Here is a 21,050-nt window from a genome sequence, read left to right as displayed (position 1 = left end):
AGATGAGCAAGATCCTGATCCGTGGTGCGAAGGTGCTCGGCGGCGAGCCGCAGGACGTCCTGATCGACGGCGGCACCATCGCCGAGGTGGGCACGGGGCTGTCCGCCGAGGGCGCCGGTCGTGCCGGAGGCGCGCAGGATGTGACCGTTGTCGAGGCCGACGGCAAGGTGCTGCTGCCGGGCCTGGTCGACCTGCACACCCACCTGCGCGAGCCCGGGCGCGAGGACTCCGAGACCGTCCTCACCGGCACGCGCGCCGCCGCCTCCGGCGGCTTCACCACCGTCTTCGCCATGGCCAACACCTTCCCGGTCGCCGACACCGCGGGTGTCGTCGAGCAGGTCTGGCGGCTCGGCAAGGAGCACGGCTACTGCGACGTCCAGCCCATCGGCGCGGTCACCGTCGGCCTGGAGGGCAGGAAGCTCGCCGAGCTGGGCGCCATGCACGAGTCCGCCGCCGGCGTCACCGTCTTCTCCGACGACGGCAAGTGCGTCCACGACGCCGTGATCATGCGCCGGGCCCTGGAGTACGTGAAGGCCTTCGGCGGTGTCGTCGCCCAGCACGCGCAGGAGCCGCGGCTGACCGAGGGCGCCGAGATGAACGAGGGCATCGTCTCCGCCGAGCTGGGCCTCGGGGGCTGGCCCGCGGTGGCCGAAGAATCGATCATCGCCCGGGATGTCCTGCTCGCCGACCACGTCGGCTCCCGCGTCCACATCTGCCACCTGTCGACCGCCGGGTCCGTGGAGATCGTCCGCTGGGCCAAGTCCCGCGGCATCCAGGTCACCGCCGAGGTCACCCCGCACCACCTGCTCCTCACCGACGAGCTGGTCCGCACGTACAACCCCGTCTACAAGGTCAACCCGCCGCTGCGCACCGAGCGCGACGTGATGGCCCTGCGCGAAGCGCTCGCCGACGGCACGATCGACATCGTCGCCACCGACCACGCCCCGCACCCGCACGAGGACAAGGACTGCGAGTGGGCCGCGGCCGCCATGGGCATGGTCGGCCTGGAGACCGCGCTGTCGGTGGTGCAGGAGACCATGGTCGACACCGGTCTGCTGGACTGGGCCGGCGTCGCCGACCGGATGTCCGTCAAGCCCGCGCAGATCGGACGGGCCACGGGCCACGGCCGTCCCGTCTCGGCAGGTGAGCCCGCCAACCTCACCCTGGTCGACACGGCATACCGTGGGCTGGTGGAACCCGCGGGCTTCGCCTCGCGCAGCCGCAACACCCCCTACGAGGGGCGTGAGCTGCCGGGCCGTGTGACGCACACGTGGCTGCGGGGCAAGGCCACGCTCGTCGACGGGAAGCTCACGTGACACCTGTACTCCTGCTGGCCGCCGAGAGGGAATCGGCGCAAGTGACCGACTGGGCCGCCCGCATCGGCTGGGTCGTCGGCCTCGCGCTGTTCGTCGCGCTCGTCTACTGGCTGATGCGCGAGGGCTGGAAGTGGCGCGGCACCCTCCAGGGCGACCTGCCCGAGCTGCCCGTCGCGCCGGACGACCCGGGCCCCGCGAAGCTCTCCCTGAGCGGCCGCTACCACGGCTCCACCACCGCCGGGCAGTGGCTCGACCGCATCGTCGCGCACGGCCTGGGCACCCGCAGCCGAGCCGAGCTGACCCTGACGGACACCGGCCTCGACGTGGTACGCCCCGGCGCGGACGACTTCTTCGTCCCGGCCGCGGCGCTGCGCGAGGCCCGGCTCGACAAGGGCATCGCCGGCAAGGTGCTCACCGAGGGCGGCCTGCTCGTCGTCACCTGGGAGCACGGCGACCGGCTGATCGACTCCGGGTTCCGCTCCGAGCACGCGGCCGAGCACACCGAGTGGGTCGAGACCATCAATTCCATGATCGAAACGAACACCAGGGAAGGCGCCGAACGATGACCACCTCCACCAGGGGAGCCGCCAAAACTCCCGCCGTACTCGTCCTGGAGGACGGCCGGGTCTTCCGCGGCCGCGCCTACGGGGCCGTGGGGGAGACCTTCGGCGAAGCGGTGTTCTCCACCGGTATGACCGGCTACCAGGAGACCCTCACCGACCCCTCCTACCACCGCCAGGTGGTCGTCATGACCGCCCCGCACGTCGGCAACACGGGCGTCAACGACGAGGACATGGAGTCCAGGAAGATCTGGGTCTCCGGCTATGTCGTGCGCGATCCCGCGCGCGTGCCGTCCAGCTGGCGCTCCCGGCGCACGCTGGACGAGGAGCTGGACGCCCAGGGCGTCGTCGGCATCAGCGGCATCGACACCCGCGCCCTCACCCGCCACCTGCGCGAGCGCGGCGCCATGCGCGTCGGCATCTTCAGCGGTGACACCGTCCAGGACGACGCCGCACTGCTGGCCCGCGTCCAGCAAGCTCCGCAGATGAAGGGCGCGAACCTCTCCGCCGAGGTCGCCACCACCGAGCCCTACGTCGTCCCGGCCATCGGCGAGAAGAAGTTCACCGTCGCCGCCGTCGACCTCGGCATCAAGGGCATGACCCCGCACCGCATGGCCGAGCGCGGCATCGAGGTGCACGTCCTCCCGGCGACCGCGACCGTGGAGGACATCTACGCGGTGAACCCGGACGGCGTGTTCTTCTCCAACGGCCCGGGCGACCCGGCCACCGCCGACCACCCCGTCTCCGTGATGCGGGGCGTCCTGGAGCGCGGCACCCCGCTCTTCGGCATCTGCTTCGGCAACCAGATCCTGGGCCGCGCGCTCGGCTTCGGCACCTTCAAGCTGAAGTACGGCCACCGCGGCATCAACCAGCCGGTGCAGGACCGCACGACCGGCAAGGTCGAGGTCACCGCGCACAACCACGGCTTCGCCGTCGACGCCCCGCTCGACCAGGTCTCCGAGACCCCGTTCGGCCGCGCCGAGGTGTCCCACGTCTGCCTGAACGACAACGTGGTGGAGGGGCTCCAGCTCCTCGACCGCCCCGCCTTCAGCGTCCAGTACCACCCCGAAGCGGCAGCCGGCCCGCACGACGCCGCCTACCTGTTCGACCGCTTCGTTTCCCTGATGGAGGGCCAGCGTGCCTAAGCGCACCGATATCCAGTCCGTCCTGGTCATCGGCTCCGGCCCGATCGTCATCGGCCAGGCCGCCGAGTTCGACTACTCCGGCACCCAGGCGTGCCGCGTCCTGAAGGCCGAGGGCCTCAGGGTCGTCCTGGTGAACTCCAACCCGGCGACGATCATGACCGACCCGGAGATCGCCGACGCCACCTACGTCGAGCCGATCACCCCCGAGTTCGTCGAGAAGATCATCGCCAAGGAGCGCCCCGACGCGCTGCTGCCCACCCTGGGCGGCCAGACGGCCCTCAACACGGCCATCTCGCTGCACGAGGCGGGGACCCTCGACAAGTACGGCGTCGAGCTGATCGGCGCCAATGTCGAGGCCATCAACAAGGGCGAGGACCGCGACCTCTTCAAGGAGGTCGTCGAGGCCGTACGCCGGAAGATCGGCCACGGCGAGTCCGCCCGCTCGGTCATCTGCCACTCCATGGACGACGTCCTGGCCGGCGTCGACACGCTCGGCGGCTACCCCGTCGTCGTCCGCCCCTCCTTCACCATGGGCGGCGCCGGCTCCGGCTTCGCCCACGACGAGGAGGAGCTGCGCCGCATCGCAGGCCAGGGCCTCACGCTCTCCCCGACCACCGAGGTCCTCCTGGAGGAGTCCATCCTCGGCTGGAAGGAGTACGAGCTGGAGCTGATGCGCGACAAGCACGACAACGTCGTGGTCGTCTGCTCCATCGAGAACTTCGACCCCATGGGCGTGCACACCGGCGACTCGATCACCGTCGCGCCCGCGATGACCCTCACCGACCGCGAGTACCAGACCCTGCGCGACATCGGCATCGCCGTGATCCGCGAGGTCGGCGTCGACACCGGCGGCTGCAACATCCAGTTCGCGGTGAACCCCGAGGACGGCCGGGTCATCGTCATCGAGATGAACCCGCGCGTGTCCCGCTCCTCGGCGCTCGCCTCCAAGGCGACCGGCTTCCCGATCGCCAAGATCGCCGCCAAGCTCGCCGTCGGCTACACGCTGGACGAGATCCCGAACGACATCACGCAGGAGACCCCGGCCTCCTTCGAGCCGACGCTCGACTACGTGGTCGTGAAGGCCCCGCGCTTCGCCTTCGAGAAGTTCCCGAGCGCCGACTCCACCCTCACCACCACCATGAAGTCGGTCGGCGAGGCCATGGCCATCGGCCGCAACTTCACGGAGGCCTTCCAGAAGGCGCTGCGCTCGCTGGAGAAGAAGGGCAGCCAGTTCACCTTCGTCGGCGAGCCCGGCGACAAGGACCAGCTGCTGCGCGACTCGGTCCGCCCCACGGACGGCCGCATCAACACGGTCATGCAGGCCATCCGCGCCGGCGCCACGCCCGAGGAGGTCTTCGACTACACGAAGATCGACCCCTGGTTCGTCGACCAGCTCTTCCTGATCAAGGAGATCGCCGACGAGCTGGCCGAGGCCCCCGAGCTGACCACCGACCTGCTCGCCGAGGCCAAGCGGCACGGCTTCTCCGACCAGCAGATCGGCGAGATCCGCGGCCTGCGTGAGGACGTCGTCCGCGAGGTCCGGCACGCGCTCGGCATCCGCCCGGTCTACAAGACGGTCGATACCTGCGCCGCCGAGTTCGCCGCGAAGACGCCGTACTTCTACTCCTCCTACGACGAGGAGACGGAGGTCGCCTCCCGCGAGAAGCCGGCCGTCATCATCCTGGGCTCCGGCCCGAACCGCATCGGCCAGGGCATCGAGTTCGACTACTCCTGCGTCCACGCCTCCTTCGCACTGAGCGACGCGGGCTACGAGACCGTGATGGTCAACTGCAACCCGGAGACCGTCTCCACGGACTACGACACCTCCGACCGGCTGTACTTCGAGCCGCTGACGCTCGAAGACGTGCTGGAGATCGTGCACGCCGAGCAGCAGGCCGGACCGGTCGCGGGCGTCGTCGTCCAGCTCGGCGGCCAGACGCCGCTTGGCCTGTCGCAGGCGCTCAAGGACAACGGCGTGCCGATCGTCGGCACCTCCCCGGAGGCCATCCACGCCGCCGAGGACCGAGGAGCCTTCGGTCGTGTGCTCAAGGAGGCCGGCCTCCCCGCCCCCAAGCACGGCACGGCCACGACCTTCTCCGAGGCCAAGGCCATCGCCGACGAGATCGGCTACCCGGTCCTGGTCCGCCCCTCCTACGTCCTCGGCGGACGCGGCATGGAGATCGTCTACGACGAGACGCGCCTGGAGGCGTACATCGCCGAGTCGACCGAGATCAGCCCCTCGCGGCCGGTCCTCGTCGACCGGTTCCTCGACGACGCGATCGAGATCGACGTCGACGCCCTCTACGACGGCGAGGAGCTCTACCTCGGCGGCGTCATGGAGCACATCGAGGAGGCCGGTATCCACTCCGGTGACTCGGCGTGCGCCCTGCCCCCGATCACGCTCGGCGGCTTCGACATCAAGCGCCTGCGCGCCTCCACGGAGGGCATCGCCAAGGGCGTCGGCGTCCGCGGCCTGATCAACATCCAGTTCGCGCTCGCGGGCGACATCCTCTACGTCCTGGAGGCCAACCCGCGCGCGTCCCGCACCGTCCCCTTCACCTCGAAGGCGACGGCGGTACCGCTGGCCAAGGCCGCCGCCCGGATCTCGCTGGGCGCCACGATCGCCGAGCTGCGCGCCGAGGGCCTGCTCCCGGCCACCGGCGACGGCGGCGAGCTGCCGTTCGACGCGCCGATCTCCGTCAAGGAGGCCGTGATGCCGTGGTCGCGCTTCCGCGACATCCACGGCCGCGGCGTCGACACGGTCCTCGGCCCGGAGATGCGCTCCACCGGCGAGGTCATGGGCATCGACTCGGTCTTCGGCACGGCCTACGCCAAGTCGCAGGCCGGCGCCTACGGCCCGCTGCCCACCAAGGGCCGCGCGTTCATCTCGGTCGCCAACCGCGACAAGCGCTCGATGATCTTCCCGGCCCGCGAGCTGGTCGCGCACGGCTTCGAGCTGCTCGCCACGTCCGGCACCGCCGAGGTCCTCAAGCGCAACGGCATCAACGCCACGATCGTGCGCAAGCAGTCCGAGGGCACCGGCCCGAACGGCGAGAAGACCATCGTCCAGCTCATCCACGACGGCGAGGTCGACCTCATCGTCAACACCCCGTACGGCACGGGCGGCCGCCTCGACGGCTACGACATCCGTACGGCGGCCGTGGCGCGCTCCGTGCCCTGCCTGACGACGGTCCAGGCCCTTGCGGCGGCGGTCCAGGGCATCGACGCCCTCAACCGCGGCGACGTGAGCGTCCGATCTCTCCAGGAACACGCGGAACACCTGACCGCGGCCCGCGACTAGCAGCCCCGAGGGGGACACCGGAAACGGTGTCCCCCTCTTCGTGAGGACGCCATGTCCTCGTGAGGACACCATGTACAAGATCTTCTTCCGTCTCGTCTTCAAGCGGCTGGACCCGGAGCAGGCCCACCACCTGGCCTTCCGCTGGATCCGCCTGGCCGCCCGCGTGCCCGTGCTGCGCACTTTCCTCGCGGCCGCCCTCGCGCCCCGGTACAAGGAGCTGCGCACCGAGGCCATGGGCCTGCGCATGCACGGCCCCTTCGGGCTCGCCGCGGGCTTCGACAAGAACGCCGTCGGCATCGACGGCATGGCCATGCTCGGCTTCGACCACGTCGAGATCGGCACGGTCACCGGCGAACCCCAGCCCGGCAACCCCAAGCAGCGGCTGTTCCGCCTGGTCAAGGACCGCGCGCTGATCAACCGCATGGGCTTCAACAACGACGGCTCGCTCCGTGTCGCCGCCCGCCTGGCCTCCCGCACGCCCGTCTTCAAGCCGGTCGTCGGCGTCAACATCGGCAAGACCAAGGTCGTCCCCGAGGAGGAGGCCGTCGCGGACTACGTGAAGTCCGCCGAGCGGCTCGCGCCGTATGCCGACTACCTGGTCGTGAACGTCTCCTCGCCGAACACGCCCGGCCTGCGCAACCTCCAGGCCACCGAAGCCCTGCGCCCCCTGCTGAGCGCCGTCCGCGAGGCCGCCGACCGCACCGTGCCGGCGCGCCGCGTCCCGCTGCTGGTCAAGATCGCGCCGGACCTGGCCGACGAGGACGTCGACGCCGTAGCCGACCTGGCCGTGGAGCTCGGACTGGACGGCATCATCGCCACGAACACCACCATCGCGCGCGAGGGACTCGGCCTGAAGTCCGACGCCTCCCTGGTCAAGGAGACCGGCGGCCTGTCCGGGGCACCCCTGAAGGAACGCTCCCTGGAGGTCCTGCGCCGTCTCTACGCGCGCGTGGGCGACCGGATCACCCTGGTGGGTGTCGGGGGCATCGAGAACGCCGAGGACGCCTGGCAGCGCATCCTGGCCGGTGCCACGCTGGTCCAGGGCTACAGCGCCTTCATCTACGAGGGGCCCTTCTGGGGCCGCGCGATCCACAAGGGGCTCGCCGCACGCCTGGCCACGAGCCCCTACGCCACGCTCGCCGACGCGGTGGGCGCCGACGTGAGGAAGACGGCATGAGTGGTCTCGAACCCTTCGGCGTGCGCCTGCGCCGGGCCATGGACGAGCGCGGCCCGCTGTGCGTCGGCATCGACCCGCACGCCTCCCTGCTCGCCGAGTGGGGCCTGAACGACGACGTGGCGGGCCTGGAGCGGTTCAGCCGCACGGTCGTCGAGGCGGTGGCCGACCGGGTCGCCGTGCTGAAGCCGCAGAGCGCGTTCTTCGAGCGCTTCGGCTCGCGCGGCGTCGCCGTGCTGGAGAAGTCGGTCGCCGAGGCCCGGGCGGCGGGCGCGCTGGTCGTGATGGACGCCAAGCGCGGCGACATCGGCTCGACCATGGCCGCCTACGCCGAGTCCTTCCTGCACAAGGACGCGCCGCTGTTCTCCGACGCCCTGACGGTCTCGCCGTACCTCGGCTACGGATCGCTCAGCCCGGCCGTGGCGCTGGCCCGGGAGAACGGCGCGGGACTGTTCGTGCTGGCCTTGACGTCCAACCCGGAGGGCGGCGAGGTCCAGCACGCCGTTCGCTCCGACGGCCGGAACGTCGGAGCGACGATGCTCGCGCACCTGGCCGCCGAGAACACGGGGGAGGAGCCCCTGGGGTCCTTCGGCGCGGTCGTCGGCGCCACCCTCGGTGATCTGTCGACGTACGACCTGGACATCAACGGCCCGCTCCTCGCGCCCGGTATCGGCGCCCAGGGCGCCAAGCCGGCCGATCTTCCCGGGGTCTTCGGTGCGGCGGTGCGCAACGTCGTGCCGAACGTCAGCCGCGGAGTGCTACGCCACGGTCCCGACGCGGTCGCTCTGCGTGACGCCGCGGAGCGGTTCGCGGAGGAGATCCGTCAGGCCGTGACGTCCTCGTGAGGCGGTCCGGACCTCCCGGTGAGACCTCCGATGAGTGGTCCGGAACGGCTCTGAGCCTGAATACATCCTCAAATCCGGGGCAGTATGTCCTAAATGTCCGTTCAGATGAAGGCTGACCAGGACTTTTCCGCTGTTCTCAATGACTCCGGCGGACTTGCCCGCTAGTCTCCGACGAGAGAACGGGCAAGCGTGTGTTGCTCGTGGCTCCCCAGGTGTGGGGCGACTAGGTTCCTCACCGGTCCGTATCCGACAGTTCGACATCCGAGGTGACGTAGGCGTGGCTCTTCCGCCCCTTACCCCTGAACAGCGCGCAGCCGCGCTCGAAAAGGCCGCCGCGGCTCGCCGGGAGCGGGCCGAGGTCAAGAATCGACTCAAGCACTCCGGCGCCTCCCTTCACGAGGTCATCAAGCAGGGCCAGGAGAACGACGTCATCGGCAAGATGAAGGTCTCCGCCCTCCTCGAGTCGCTGCCGGGCGTGGGCAAGGTCCGCGCCAAGCAGATCATGGAGCGACTCGGTATCTCCGAGAGCCGCCGGGTGCGTGGCCTCGGTTCCAACCAGATCGCCTCCCTGGAGCGCGAGTTCGGCAGCACCGGCTCCTGAACCGGGCAGTCCGGGGAAGCGAGTCCCGGGCACTCCGCGATTGCTGGATAATCGCTGCATGGCTGCAACACCCCGGGGGACGTCCCCCGTACCCCCGGACGTACGTCCGCGGCTGACCGTGCTCTCCGGCCCCTCCGGGGTCGGCAAGAGCACGGTCGTCGCCCATATGCGCAAGGCACACCCCGAGGTCTGGCTCTCCGTGTCGGCGACGACCCGCAAGCCCCGCCCCGGCGAGCAGCACGGAGTCCACTACTTCTTCGTCTCCGACGACGAGATGGACAAGCTCATCGCCAACGGGGAACTGCTGGAGTGGGCCGAGTTCGCCGGCAATCGCTACGGCACGCCGCGTGCGGCCGTGCAGGAGCGACTGGAGAACGGCGAACCCGTGCTCCTGGAGATCGACCTGCAGGGCGCCCGCCTGGTCCGGGAGTCGATGCCCGAGTCCCAGCTGGTGTTCCTGGCTCCGCCCTCCTGGGAGGAGCTCGTGCGCAGACTCACCGGGCGGGGCACCGAACCGCCCGAGGTGATCGAGCGCCGGCTCGACGCGGCGAAGATCGAACTCGCGGCCGAGCCGGAGTTCGACACCACCCTGGTCAACACCTCCGTCGAGGACGTGGCGCGCGAGCTGCTAGCCTTGATGGACGTCGTGTGACCATCGCCGGCCGTTCCGGCCGGCCGATCACCCCGACAGAATCTTTCCCATCCATCGGAAGGTAGAGCGTGTCCTCTTCCATCTCCGCGCCCGAGGGCATCATCAACCCGCCGATCGACGAGCTCCTCGAGGCCACCGACTCGAAGTACAGCCTCGTGATCTACGCGGCCAAGCGTGCCCGCCAGATCAACGCGTACTACTCGCAGCTCGGCGAGGGTCTCCTCGAGTACGTCGGTCCTCTCGTCGACACCCACGTCCACGAGAAGCCGCTCTCGATCGCCCTCCGCGAGATCAACGCGGGGCTCCTGACGTCCGAGGCCGTCGAGGGCCCGGCGCAGTAAATAGGATCTACAGCTTGACGCTGACTTATCCACAGGCCCGGCAGGCCGACTGCCGGGCCTGTGGTGTGTCATGGAGTCGTACGGTGTGCCGGTTGCCGAGGTCCGGGGAGAGACGTGGACAAGCCGAAGGTCGTTCTGGGGGTCAGCGGGGGCATCGCCGCGTACAAGGCCTGTGAGCTGTTGCGGCGGCTGACGGAGTCGGGCCACGACGTGCGCGTGGTGCCCACCGCCTCCGCGCTGCACTTCGTCGGCGCCGCGACCTGGTCCGCGCTCTCCGGCAACCCCGTCTCCACCGAGGTGTGGGACGACGTGCACGAGGTCCCACACGTCCGCATCGGGCAGCACGCCGACCTGGTCGTCGTCGCCCCCGCCACCGCCGACATGCTCGCCAAGGCGGCCCACGGCCTCGCCGACGACCTCCTCACCAACACGCTGCTCACCGCCCGCTGCCCGGTGGTCTTCGCGCCCGCCATGCACACGGAGATGTGGGAGCACCCGGCCACCCAGGAGAACGTGGCGACGCTGCGCCGCCGTGGCGCCCTCGTCATCGAGCCGGCCGTGGGGCGCCTCACCGGCGTCGACACCGGCAAGGGCCGGCTGCCCGACCCGGGCGAGATCTTCGAGGTCTGCCGCCGTGTGCTGGCGCGGGGCGTCACCGAGCCCGACCTCGAGGGCCGGCATGTCGTCGTCAGTGCCGGCGGCACCCGCGAGCCCCTGGACCCCGTCCGCTTCCTCGGCAACCGCTCCTCCGGCAAGCAGGGCTACGCCCTCGCCCGTACCGCCGCCGCCCGAGGCGCCCGCGTCACGCTGATCGCGGCCAACAGCACCCTGCCCGCCCCGGCGGGCGTCGACATCGTCCCGGTCGGTACCGCCGTGGAGCTGCGCGAGGCGGTGCTGCGTGCCGCACCCGACGCCGACGCCGTGGTGATGGCGGCCGCGGTGGCCGACTTCCGTCCGGCCGCGTACGCGTCGGGAAAGATCAAGAAGAAGGACGGCCAGGAACCCGAGCCGATCACCCTGGTGCGGAATCCGGACATCCTCGCGGAGATCTCCGCGGACCGGGCCCGCGCCGGACAGGTGATCGTCGGCTTCGCCGCGGAGACGGACGATGTCCTCGCCAACGGCCGCACCAAGCTCAAGCGCAAGGGCTGCGACCTGCTGGTCGTGAACGAGGTGGGGGAGCGCAAGACCTTCGGTTCCGAGGAGAACGAGGCGGTCGTGCTCGGCGCCGACGGCAGCGAGACCGCCGTGTCGCACGGCCCCAAGGAAGCTCTGGCCGAAACGGTGTGGGACCTGGTGGCCGAGCGGCTGCGCTGAGGTCCGATCGCCGTGTACCCGCTCGAAAACGGGTCGACCGGGGCGTGGCGCCTCTGGCCAACGTCGCTCGCCATTGGGCAGAATGCCCGTGCCGCAGGTCACAGCACTCCCGAGTGGCGAGACAGGGGGACCGTGGCCGAAGCGTGACCCGTAAACTGTTCCACGGACGGCGCCGGGTGCAGCCCCCGCCGTCCGCCAATGATCAGCCAGCAGCCGCTGCAACCTCAGGGAGCGTTGTGTCCCGTCGCCTTTTCACCTCGGAGTCCGTGACCGAGGGTCACCCCGACAAGATCGCTGACCAGATCAGCGACACCATTCTCGACGCGCTCCTGCGCGAGGACCCGTCTTCCCGGGTCGCCGTCGAGACCCTGATCACGACCGGCCTGGTGCACGTGGCCGGCGAGGTCACGACCAAGACGTACGCGGACATCGCGACGCTGGTCCGCAACAAGATCCTCGAGATCGGCTACGACTCCTCCAAGAAGGGCTTCGACGGCGCGTCCTGCGGCGTGTCGGTGTCCATCGGCGCCCAGTCCCCGGACATCGCCCAGGGTGTGGACACGGCGTACGAGTCCCGTGTCGAAGGCGACGAGGACGAGCTCGACAAGCAGGGTGCCGGCGACCAGGGCCTGATGTTCGGCTACGCGACGGACGAGACGCCGACGCTGATGCCGCTGCCGATCTTCCTGGCCCACCGTCTGTCGAAGCGCCTGTCCGACGTGCGCAAGAACGGCACCATCCCCTACCTGCGCCCGGACGGCAAGACGCAGGTCACCATCGAGTACGACGGCGACAAGGCGGTCCGTCTGGACACCGTCGTCGTCTCCTCCCAGCACGCCTCCGACATCGACCTCGACTCGCTGCTGGCTCCGGACATCAAGGAGTTCGTCGTCGAGCCGGAGCTGAAGGCGCTGCTGGACGAGGGCATCAAGCTCGACACGGAGAACTACCGTCTCCTGGTCAACCCCACCGGCCGCTTCGAGATCGGCGGTCCCATGGGTGACGCGGGCCTGACCGGCCGCAAGATCATCATCGACACCTACGGCGGCATGGCCCGTCACGGCGGTGGCGCGTTCTCCGGCAAGGACCCGTCCAAGGTCGACCGCTCCGCCGCGTACGCGATGCGCTGGGTCGCGAAGAACGTGGTCGCCGCGGGTCTGGCCACCCGGTGCGAGGTCCAGGTCGCCTACGCGATCGGCAAGGCCGAGCCGGTGGGTCTGTTCGTCGAGACCTTCGGCACCGCCAAGATCGACACGGAGAAGATCGAGAAGGCGATCGACGAGGTGTTCGACCTCCGTCCGGCCGCCATCATCCGCGACCTCGACCTGCTCCGCCCGATCTACTCCCAGACCGCGGCGTACGGCCACTTCGGCCGCGAGCTCGCCGACTTCACGTGGGAGCGGACGGACCGCGTGGACGCGCTGCGCAAGGCCGCGGGGCTGTAGTCCCCGGTCCCACGGCATCGTGACGAGGCCCGGCCCCCTTCGGGGAGCCGGGCCTCGTAGTGCAGCCGGGGGGCCCTGTTCCTCCGCCCCTCTCCTCCCCCTGGCGGCGTGCAAAACGGTTCGCGGGCAGCGACGGGCGGTCCCTACGCTGGAGGCGTGCCGGGGCGCCCGGTGCGAAGGCGACGGATACTTCTGGCTCTCAGGAGCCCCGCGGGTTCGAATCCCGCCGCCGGCCGGGCCGTGCCCGCAGGCGTGGCCGAGTGGTCCAAGGCGAGTGAACGCCGTCGCCGCCGGGGAACTCGGGCGCTGCCGGTTGTCAGTGCTGTTTGGTAAGAATGCAGGCGTGAGCAGCGAGAACGGACAGTCGGGCGGGGGCGCGGAGGGTGCGCCGCCCGAGCAGCTCGCGCTCATCCGGGACAGTGTGCGCAAGGCGAAGACGCCCCGGGCCAAGCCGCGGACCTGGCGGGGGGCCGCGCTCGCCAAGGAACGGCCCGTCGCGCGGGTCCTCGTCGACAAGGGCGTGCTCCATCTCGACCGGTATTTCGACTACGCCGTGCCCGAGGAGCTGGACGCGGACGCCCAGCCGGGCGTGCGCGTGCGGGTCCGGTTCGGGGCCGGGCGGCACCGCGTGCGCGAAGGGCGCCGCGAGGGCGGCGGACTGATCGACGGATTCCTCGTCGAGCGGCTGGCCGAGTCCGACTACTCCGGGCCGCTGGCCGCCCTCGCCCAGGTCGTGTCGCCCGAGCGGGTGCTGAGCGAGGAACTGCTGGGGCTGGCCCGGGCGGTCGCCGACCGGTACGCGGGCAGCCTCGCCGACGTCCTGCAACTCGCCGTCCCGCCGCGCAACGCCCGAGCCGAGCAGCGGCCCTCACCCGACCCGCTGCCACCGCCTCCGGCGCCCGAGGCGGGAAGCTGGCAGCGGTACGAGCGTGGGGCGGCCTTCCTGGAGTCCCTGGTGTCCGGCGGAGCGCCCCGGGCCGTGTGGAACGCGCTGCCCGGGCCGCAGTGGAGCGAGGAGCTGGCCCGGGCCGTCGCCGGGACGCTGGCCTCCGGGCGGGGGGCGCTCGCCGTCCTGCCCGACGGGCGGGCGGTCGCACGGGTCGACGCCGCCTTGACCTCCCTGCTGGGGAAGGGGCGGCACGCGGTGCTCACCGCCGACGCCGGCCCCGAGAAGCGCTACGCGCAGTGGCTCGCGGTGCGGCGCGGTTCCGTACGGGCCGTGATCGGGACCCGGGCCGCCATGTTCGCGCCCGTCCAGGATCTCGGCCTGGTCGCCCTCTGGGACGACGGCGACGACAGCCACAGTGAGCAGCACGCCCCGCAGCCCCACGCCCGCGAGGTGCTCCTGCTGCGGGCCGCCCAGGACAAGTGCGGCTTCCTGCTGGGGAGCTGGAGCTGCACGGTGGAGGCCGCGCAGCTCGTCGAGAGCGGCTGGGCGCGGCCGCTCGTCGCCGGCCGGGACCAGGTGCGGGGAGCCGCTCCGCTCGTCCGGACCGTCGGGGACCAGGATCTCGCCCGGGACGAGGCCGCCCGGGCCGCCCGGCTGCCGACCCTCGCCTGGCAGGCCGTCAGGGACGGCCTGCGGCACGGCCCGGTGCTGGTGCAGGTGCCCCGCCGCGGGTATGTGCCGCGCATGGCGTGTGCCCAGTGCCGGGCGCCCGCGCGCTGCCGGCACTGCTCCGGGCCGCTGGAGGCACCGGACGGCGGTGCCCTGAACTGCGGGTGGTGCGGACGCGAGGAGAGCGGCTGGCACTGTCCCGAGTGCGGTTCGTTCCGCCTGCGCGCCTCGGTCGTCGGGGCCCGGCGGACCGCCGAGGAACTGGGCCGGGCCTTCCCCGCCGTACCGGTACGCACCTCGGGGCGGGAACACGTGCTCGACACGGTGCCGGGGGCGCCCGCGGTGGTCGTGAGCACACCGGGGGCCGAGCCGGTCGCCGAGGGCGGGTACGCGGCGGCGCTGCTGCTCGACGGGTGGGCCATGCTCGGGCGGCCCGATCTGCGGGCAGGGGAGGACGCGCTGCGGCGGTGGATCGCGGCCGCGTCCCTGGTCCGGCCGCAGTCGGCCGGGGGCACGGTGGTGGTCGTGGCCGAGCCGACACTGCGGCCCGTGCAGGCGCTCGTCCGCTGGGACCCCGTGGGTCACGCGGTGCGGGAACTCGCCGAGCGGGCCGAGCTGGGGTTTCCGCCGGTGTCGCGGATGGCGGCCGTGTCGGGCCCGCCTGATGCGGTGGCCGAATTCCTCGGTGCGGCCGAACTGCCGCCCGAGGCCGAGGTGCTGGGGCCGGTGCCGTTGCCCGTCCCCGCGCCCGGGCGACCTCGCAGGGCGGGGGCGCCGCCGCCCGGCGAGCAGTGGGAGCGGGCGCTGCTGCGGGTGCCGCCGGGCAGGGGCGCCGCGCTGGCCGCCGCACTCAAAGCCGCACAGGCCGCCCGGATGGCCCGGGGGAGCGGCGGTGGGGCGGGAACCGGTGCCGGGGTCTGGGTGCGGATCGACCCGGCCGACATCGGATGAGCGTCCCCTCGGACCGGCACGAGGAATCGCTGCGGACGACGGAGTGGTCGGCGCCGCTCATGCCAGGTCAGGCGCTGGGTTCGTTGACCTGAAGCGTTGTTCACACGGCTGATCGGTGGGTGGCCGCCGAGTGCGGTGTGGCAGCGGTGGCGGGAGTCGTCCGGCGGGTTCCGGCCGGATACGCGGCCGCCCTCCCGGAAACGGTCCGAGAGGGCAGGGCAGAGGCGCGTTCGTCAGCCGTTGCGCGGGCCCGGGAAAACCGTCGGCCTGACCTCGTCACGGAGAGCGGGGCTGCCGGCCGTCGGCTGCGTGGGCATGGAACGGGCCGCGGGGACCGTCGGAACCGTGGGCAGGCCGGTCGTCACATTGACCGAGCGGCCGCCCGTCGGCTCCGGCGTGCGCTCGGGCTCGGGCGCGGCCGACTGGGCCGTGGCGCGGCGGGCGCCGTAACGGCGGTGGACCGCCTGCTTGGTGACTCCGAGCGCGGAGCCCACCGCGTCCCACGAGAACCCGAGTGAGCGGTCGAAGTCCACGGCCGCCGTGACCAGGGTCTCGACACTGTCCCGCAGCTCCTGGGCGAGACGTACCGTCGGGGCGGGAGCGCGTCCGTAGACGACGAAGCCCGTGGAGGAGCCGGAGCGGCGCGGGCGGTAGACGTTGCCCAACTGCGCGGTCAGGGTGCGCAGTGCGTCCACCTGCCGGCGGACCCGCTCGATGTCCCGCACCAGCAAGTGCAGGCTGGCCCGAGCCTGGGCGTCGTGGGTTGCGTGGTCGGCCATGAACAAGCCTCTCGAACCGGCGTTGAAAGGAATGGGCCGCGATCGCGGCCCGTTGTGGTCAACTCTGTCTTGACCAACGCGGATTCGCTCCGCGGGTCACGGTGTGGGGGCGTGGGAGTACATGCGTGCGCCTGTCTGCGCGGGTTGTGCGCCTCGGCCTTCGGCCATCGGCTCATGTCTCCCGCTCGCGCGCCGCCCGAAACCGTCAGCCGGCCGGCCCGGGTCTCCCATGGGGGTCGAGCGCTGTCGGCGGCTTTCCGTTTCCGGCTCATAGACTTGGGCGTTGCCCGTCATCGTCCCCGCCCGAGAGGCCCCCACCACCCCATGAAGCTGGTCTTCGCCGGTACACCCGAGGTCGCCGTTCCCGCTCTGGACGCTCTGCTCGCCTCCGGGCGGCACGAGGTGGCCGCCGTCGTCACGCGGCCCGACGCGCCGGCCGGGCGCGGACGCAGGCTCGTCGCGTCGCCCGTCGCCGAGCGGGCGGAGGAGGCCGGGATCGAGGTGCTGAAGCCCGCGAAGCCGAAGGACCCCGAGTTCCTGGAGCGGCTGCGGGAGATCGGGCCGGACTGCTGCCCCGTCGTCGCCTACGGGGCGCTGCTGCCCCGGGTGGCCCTCGACATCCCCGCGCACGGCTGGGTCAATCTGCACTTCTCTCTGCTGCCGGCCTGGCGCGGTGCCGCGCCCGTACAGCACGCCATCATGGCCGGTGACGAGATCACCGGGGCGTCGACCTTCCTGATCGAGGAGGGGCTCGACTCCGGTCCGGTGTACGGGACGGTGACGGAGGAGATCCGGGCCACCGACACCAGCGGGGACCTGCTGACGCGGCTCGCCTTCGCCGGTGCCGGGCTGCTCGCGGCGACCATGGACGGCATCGAGGACGGCACCCTGAAGGCCGTACCTCAGCCCGCCGACGGGATCAGCCTCGCTCCGAAGGTCAACGTCGAGGACGCGCACCTGGACTGGAGTGCGCCCGCGCTGCGGGTCGACCGGATGGTGCGGGGCTGCACCCCGGCCCCCGGCGCGTGGACCACGTTCCGCGGTGAGCGGCTCAAGCTCATCCAGGTCACCCCCGTTCCCGACCGGACGGACCTCGCCCCGGGGCGGATCGCCGCCGGGAAGAACAACGTGTACGCGGGCACCGGCTCGTACGCTGTCGAGCTGCTGTGGGTGCAGGCCCAGGGCAAGAAGCCGATGCGGGCGGCGGACTGGGCGCGCGGGGTGCGCATCCGCGAGGGGGAGCAGCTCGGAGGATGACCCGGGGCAGGCCCGCTCACGCGGCAGGCACCCCTCGCGGGGTGCGCATCGGCGAGGGGGAGCAGCTCGGAGGATGAGCCGGGGCAGGCCCGCTCACGCGGCCGGCACCCCGCTGGCGGCTCCCGACCGCACCCGGCGGCGTAGGCTGGACGGCGCACTTCTTCTCACCCCCGGAGCACCTTTTTCGTGAGCGAACAGCCCCGTCGAGCCCGCACGTCAGGCAAGCCCTACCGCAGGCCCAAGAAGGACCCCGTCCGCATCCTCGCCTTCGAGGCACTGAGGGCCGTGGACGAGCGGGACGCCTACGCCAACCTCGTACTGCCCCCGCTGCTGCGCAAAGCGCGGGAGAACGACGACTTCGATGCCCGGGACGCCGCGCTCGCCACCGAGCTGGTGTACGGCACGCTGCGTCGCCAGGGGACGTACGACGCGGTCCTGGCGTCCTGCGTGGACAGGCCGCTCGGGGAGGTCGACCCGCCGGTGCTGGATGTGCTGAGCCTCGGCGCGCACCAGCTGCTCGGCACCCGCATCCCGACGCACGCGGCGGTGTCCGCCACCGTCGAGCTCGCTCGGGTCGTGCTCGGCGACGGGCGGGCCAAGTTCGTCAACGCCGTGCTGCGCAAGGTCGCGCAGGACGATCTGGACGGCTGGCTGGAGCGGGTCGCGCCCCCCTACGACGAGGACCCCGAGGACCATCTCTCCGTCGTCCACTCCCATCCGCGGTGGGTCGTGTCCGCGCTGTGGGACTCCCTCGGCGGTGGGCGCGACGGCGTCGAGGAGCTGCTGCGCGCCGACAACGACCGGCCCGAGGTCACGCTCGTGGCCCGGCCCGGGCGGGCCACCGCGGAGGAACTGCTCGACGAGGACGCCGCCGTACCGGGCCGCTGGTCGCCCTATGCCGTGCGGCTGACCGAGGGCGGGGAGCCGGGCGCCATCGCGGCCGTGCGGGACGGGCGCGCGGGCGTACAGGACGAGGGCAGCCAGCTCGTCGCGATCGCCCTCGCCAACGCGCCCCTGGACGGGCCCGACCGGCGCTGGCTGGACGGATGCGCGGGGCCCGGCGGCAAGGCCGCGCTGCTCGGCGCGCTGGCTGCCGAGCGGGGCGCCCTGCTCGTCGCCTCCGAGAAGCAGACCCATCGCGCCGGCCTCGTCGCGAAGGCGCTGGACGGCAATCCCGGGCCGTATCAGGTGATCGCCGCCGACGGCACGCGCCCGGCCTGGCGGCCCGGCAGCTTCGACCGGGTGCTGGTCGACGTGCCGTGCACGGGCCTGGGCGCCCTGCGCCGCCGCCCCGAGGCACGCTGGCGGCGCCGCCCCGAGGACCTGGAGGGCTTCGCGCCGCTGCAGCGCGGGCTGCTGCGCACCGCCCTGGAGTCGGTGCGGGTCGGCGGTGTCGTGGGTTACGCGACCTGCTCGCCGCACCTCGCCGAGACCCGGGCCGTCGTCGCCGACGTGCTCAAGCAGCACCCGGACACCGACCTCGTCGACGCCCGGCCGCTGCTGCCCGGCGTACCGGACCTGGGCGACGGGCCCGATGTGCAGCTGTGGCCGCATCTGCACGGGACCGACGCGATGTATCTGGCGCTCATTCGCCGGACCGGCTGACTCCCGCTGTCACGGCCGCCCGGTCCGGTGTGCCGCCGTCGTGGCGCGCCAGCCGGTGCGGCCACCACACCTTCGGCCCGACGTCCAGGAACAGCGCGGTCACCAGGACCGAGCGGACGATGAAGGTGTCGATGAGGACGCCGAGGGCGACGGTGAAGCCGATCTCGGCGAAGGCGACCATCGGGAGGGTGCCGAGGGCGGCGAAGGTACCGGCCAGGACCAGACCGGCGGAGGTGATGACCGCGCCGGTGGCGGCGAGGCCCGTGACGACGCCCGCTCTGGTGCCCTGGCGGGCCGCCTCCTCGCGGATGCGGGTGGTCAGGAAGATGTTGTAGTCGATGCCCAGGGCGACCAGGAAGACGAAGACGAACAGCGGGAAGTCGGTCGACTCGCCCGCGTAGTCGAAGACGTACCGGAACGCGAGCGCGCTGATGCCGAGCGCCGCCGCGAAGGACAGGATCACCGTCCCGACCAGCAGCAGTGGGGCGACCAGGGCGCGCAGCAGGCCGCACAGGATCAGCAGGACGACCACCAGCACCAGCGGGATGATCAGCATGTTGTCGTGCGTGGTCGCCTTGTCCATGTCCAGCAGGGCCGCCGTACCGCCGCCCACCTTGGCGTCGGCGTCCGGCACCGCGTGCACGGCGTCCCGCACCCGCTCGACCGTCTGTTTGGCGGCCTCGCTGTCCGAGGGGGCGGTCATGGTGGCCTCGAAGAGCACCTTGCCCTCGAAGGACGGTTTGGTGCCGGGTGGCAGACCGAGGGACTGGGGGACCACACCCGGGGTCCCGGCGACGGTGCGGCCCACCTGCACGGCCTGCGCCTGGTTGCTGACGATGACCAGGGGGTCGCCGCTGCCCGCCGGGAAGTAGCGCGCCGACACCTCCTGGCCGGTGATCGAGTCGGGTTTCCCGGTGAACGCGTCCGCGTTGCCGATGCCCTCCGCGCGAAGCTGGATCAGGCCCAGCGAGCAGACCGCCAGCGCGAGCGCCGTCACGGCCCAGATCATCCGCGGGCGGTTGGCGATACGACGGCCCGTGCGGGCCCAGACGCCCCGCTCGGTCGGATCGGGCGTGCCGTAGTGCGGGACCACCGGCCAGAAGATCCACCGGCCGAAGATCACCAGCAGGGCCGGGAACAGGCTCATCATCGCCACCACCGCGACGGCGACACCGATCGCCGCCACCGGGCCCAGGCCGCTCGTGGAGTTCATCTCGGCGGCCAGCAGCACCAGCATGCTGAGCACGACCGTCGCGCCGGAGGCGAGCACGGCGGGGCCGGCGCGGTGCAGGGCCAGGGCCATCGCCTCGTGCCGGTCCTCGTGCCGGCGCAGTTCCTCCCGGTAGCGGGCCACCAGCAGCAGGGCGTAGTCCGTTCCCGCCCCGAAGACCAGCACCGTGAGGATGCCTGCGCTCTGGCCGTTGACCGTCAGGCCGCCGTGCTCGGCCAGCAGGTAGATCAGTGCCTGGGCGGTGAACAGGGCACAGACCACCGCGATCAGGGGGACCAGCAGCAGGGTCAGGCTGCGGTAGGTGATGAGCAGCATGACGATGACGACCGCCATCGCCGAGAGCAGCAGAGTCGAGTCGATGCCCTCGAAGGCCTCGGCGAAGTCCGCCGACGTGCCGCCCGGGCCCGTGATGTGCACGGACAACCCGTCGCCGCCCGTGCCCACGTCGTCGCGGATGGAGTCCACGGCCGGTGAGATCCGCTCCCAGCCCTCCTCGTCCATCAGGATCGGCACGAAGACCTGCGCCGCCCGCGGGTCGACCTGCCGGTCGAACACCGGCCCGCGCGTCCGCTCACCGATGATGCCGTGGTCGCTGAGCTGCTTCAGCTGCCGCACGTCCTCGGCGATCTCCGCACGGTCCTGCGGCGTCAGGCCGCTCTCCCGCGCGTAGATGACCACCGCCGGGATCTGCTCCGGCCGGAAGTCCTCGGAGATCTGCAGCACCTGCGTCGACTCCGCGGACCCCGGCAGCCAGGACGCGGCGTCGTTGTCCTGGGCGTCGGTGAGCTTCATGGCCAGCGGCGCGGCGACGACCAGCACGACCACCCAGAAGACCAGCACGAGCCACTTGGCCCGCCGCCCGCAGACGAGGTGCGCGACGCCCTGCTTCATGTCATCCCCCTCAGCGGAAGCGCCCCGCAAGGGGCGCGGTGCGGTGACGCGTGCGGCCCCGGCGCGTGGGCGCGAGCACCC

At 71.8% G+C, this 21,050-nt stretch carries 16 protein-coding genes; 14 read left to right on the top strand and 2 right to left on the bottom strand.

What is annotated here, in order from left to right:
• Positions 1–2 precede the first annotated feature (2 nt).
• The 12 genes from ACZ7EG_RS36465 to ACZ7EG_RS36410 all read left to right on the top strand — a co-directional run bounded on the left by ACZ7EG_RS36465 (position 3) and on the right by ACZ7EG_RS36410 (position 15,206).
• Positions 3–1,316, top strand: a complete 1,314-nt coding sequence (locus tag ACZ7EG_RS36465) for a dihydroorotase (protein ID WP_471088573.1) — start codon at positions 3–5, stop codon at positions 1,314–1,316.
• Complete coding sequence (locus ACZ7EG_RS36460) at positions 1,313–1,882, top strand: PH-like domain-containing protein (protein WP_471088571.1); 570 nt, start codon at positions 1,313–1,315, stop codon at positions 1,880–1,882. Before ACZ7EG_RS36465 ends, ACZ7EG_RS36460 begins: the two co-directional genes overlap by 4 nt.
• Positions 1,879–3,021 carry a glutamine-hydrolyzing carbamoyl-phosphate synthase small subunit gene (gene carA / locus ACZ7EG_RS36455; protein ID WP_471088569.1) on the top strand — a complete coding sequence of 381 codons (1,143 nt, stop codon included), beginning with the start codon at positions 1,879–1,881 and terminating at the stop codon, positions 3,019–3,021. Before ACZ7EG_RS36460 ends, carA begins: the two co-directional genes overlap by 4 nt.
• Positions 3,014–6,322 carry a carbamoyl-phosphate synthase large subunit gene (gene carB / locus ACZ7EG_RS36450; protein WP_471088567.1) on the top strand — a complete coding sequence of 1,103 codons (3,309 nt, stop codon included), beginning with the start codon at positions 3,014–3,016 and terminating at the stop codon, positions 6,320–6,322. The genes carA and carB overlap by 8 nt, the downstream gene beginning before the upstream one ends.
• A 70-nt stretch (positions 6,323–6,392) precedes the next feature.
• Positions 6,393–7,499 carry a quinone-dependent dihydroorotate dehydrogenase gene (locus tag ACZ7EG_RS36445; RefSeq protein WP_471088565.1) on the top strand — a complete coding sequence of 369 codons (1,107 nt, stop codon included), beginning with the start codon at positions 6,393–6,395 and terminating at the stop codon, positions 7,497–7,499.
• Positions 7,496–8,341, top strand: a complete 846-nt coding sequence (gene pyrF, locus ACZ7EG_RS36440; protein WP_471088563.1) for an orotidine-5'-phosphate decarboxylase — start codon at positions 7,496–7,498, stop codon at positions 8,339–8,341. The genes ACZ7EG_RS36445 and pyrF overlap by 4 nt, the downstream gene beginning before the upstream one ends.
• A gap of 277 nt (positions 8,342–8,618) precedes the next feature.
• Positions 8,619–8,942 carry an integration host factor gene (locus tag ACZ7EG_RS36435; protein WP_003977346.1) on the top strand — a complete coding sequence of 108 codons (324 nt, stop codon included), beginning with the start codon at positions 8,619–8,621 and terminating at the stop codon, positions 8,940–8,942.
• Positions 8,943–9,000: 58 nt separating this feature from the next.
• Positions 9,001–9,594: a guanylate kinase gene (gene gmk / locus ACZ7EG_RS36430; protein ID WP_471088561.1), complete on the top strand. Its 594-nt coding sequence runs from the start codon at positions 9,001–9,003 to the stop codon at positions 9,592–9,594.
• A 68-nt stretch (positions 9,595–9,662) separates the two neighbouring features.
• Positions 9,663–9,935, top strand: coding sequence for a DNA-directed RNA polymerase subunit omega (gene rpoZ, locus ACZ7EG_RS36425; protein ID WP_003988945.1), 273 nt, complete (start codon positions 9,663–9,665; stop codon positions 9,933–9,935).
• 114 nt (positions 9,936–10,049) lie between these two features.
• Positions 10,050–11,252: a bifunctional phosphopantothenoylcysteine decarboxylase/phosphopantothenate--cysteine ligase CoaBC gene (gene coaBC / locus ACZ7EG_RS36420; RefSeq protein WP_471088559.1), complete on the top strand. Its 1,203-nt coding sequence runs from the start codon at positions 10,050–10,052 to the stop codon at positions 11,250–11,252.
• A gap of 236 nt (positions 11,253–11,488) precedes the next feature.
• The gene (gene metK / locus ACZ7EG_RS36415) at positions 11,489–12,697 is read left to right on the top strand and encodes a methionine adenosyltransferase (protein ID WP_344454672.1); all 1,209 of its coding nucleotides are present in this window, start codon (positions 11,489–11,491) and stop codon (positions 12,695–12,697) included.
• Between the two features lie 343 nt (positions 12,698–13,040).
• Positions 13,041–15,206 (top strand): primosomal protein N', encoded by a 2,166-nt coding sequence (locus ACZ7EG_RS36410; protein WP_471088556.1) that lies wholly within the window; start codon positions 13,041–13,043, stop codon positions 15,204–15,206.
• Positions 15,207–15,439: 233 nt separating this feature from the next.
• On the opposite strand, the gene ACZ7EG_RS36405 is transcribed toward ACZ7EG_RS36410, so the two are convergent.
• Entirely contained in the window at positions 15,440–15,985 is a 546-nt protein-coding gene (locus ACZ7EG_RS36405) for a hypothetical protein (RefSeq protein ID WP_471088554.1), read from the bottom strand.
• A 324-nt stretch (positions 15,986–16,309) separates the two neighbouring features.
• On the opposite strand from ACZ7EG_RS36405, the gene fmt reads away from it, so the two are divergent.
• Together fmt and ACZ7EG_RS36395 are read left to right on the top strand one after the other, a co-directional pair.
• On the top strand, positions 16,310–17,242 hold the full coding sequence (gene fmt, locus ACZ7EG_RS36400; RefSeq protein ID WP_471088553.1) for a methionyl-tRNA formyltransferase: 933 nt from the start codon (positions 16,310–16,312) through the stop codon (positions 17,240–17,242).
• A 186-nt stretch (positions 17,243–17,428) separates the two neighbouring features.
• Positions 17,429–18,847: an RsmB/NOP family class I SAM-dependent RNA methyltransferase gene (locus tag ACZ7EG_RS36395; RefSeq protein ID WP_471088551.1), complete on the top strand. Its 1,419-nt coding sequence runs from the start codon at positions 17,429–17,431 to the stop codon at positions 18,845–18,847.
• Here ACZ7EG_RS36395 and ACZ7EG_RS36390 read toward each other — a convergent pair.
• Complete coding sequence (locus ACZ7EG_RS36390; protein WP_471088549.1) at positions 18,828–20,969, bottom strand: MMPL family transporter; 2,142 nt, start codon at positions 20,967–20,969, stop codon at positions 18,828–18,830. The two genes, ACZ7EG_RS36395 and ACZ7EG_RS36390, sit on opposite strands and share 20 nt — an antisense overlap.
• Between the last annotated feature and the right edge of the window lie 81 nt (positions 20,970–21,050).

The sequence above is a fragment of the Streptomyces sp. NPDC037100 genome (genome assembly GCF_055606225.1).
This window is presented reverse-complemented; position numbering and strand designations above follow the sequence as displayed.

Excerpts from the sequence above, each read along its gene's own strand:
- ACZ7EG_RS36465 (WP_471088573.1), top strand. The coding sequence starts at position 3 with ATGAGCAAGATCCTGATCCGTGGTGCGAAGGTGCTCGGCGGCGAGCCG.
- carA (WP_471088569.1), top strand. The coding sequence starts at position 1,879 with ATGACCACCTCCACCAGGGGAGCCGCCAAAACTCCCGCCGTACTCGTC.
- ACZ7EG_RS36445 (WP_471088565.1), top strand. The coding sequence starts at position 6,393 with ATGTACAAGATCTTCTTCCGTCTCGTCTTCAAGCGGCTGGACCCGGAG.
- pyrF (WP_471088563.1), top strand. The coding sequence starts at position 7,496 with ATGAGTGGTCTCGAACCCTTCGGCGTGCGCCTGCGCCGGGCCATGGAC.
- gmk (WP_471088561.1), top strand. The coding sequence starts at position 9,001 with ATGGCTGCAACACCCCGGGGGACGTCCCCCGTACCCCCGGACGTACGT.
- ACZ7EG_RS36405 (WP_471088554.1), bottom strand. The coding sequence starts at position 15,985 with ATGGCCGACCACGCAACCCACGACGCCCAGGCTCGGGCCAGCCTGCAC.
- fmt (WP_471088553.1), top strand. The coding sequence starts at position 16,310 with ATGAAGCTGGTCTTCGCCGGTACACCCGAGGTCGCCGTTCCCGCTCTG.
- ACZ7EG_RS36390 (WP_471088549.1), bottom strand. The coding sequence starts at position 20,969 with ATGAAGCAGGGCGTCGCGCACCTCGTCTGCGGGCGGCGGGCCAAGTGG.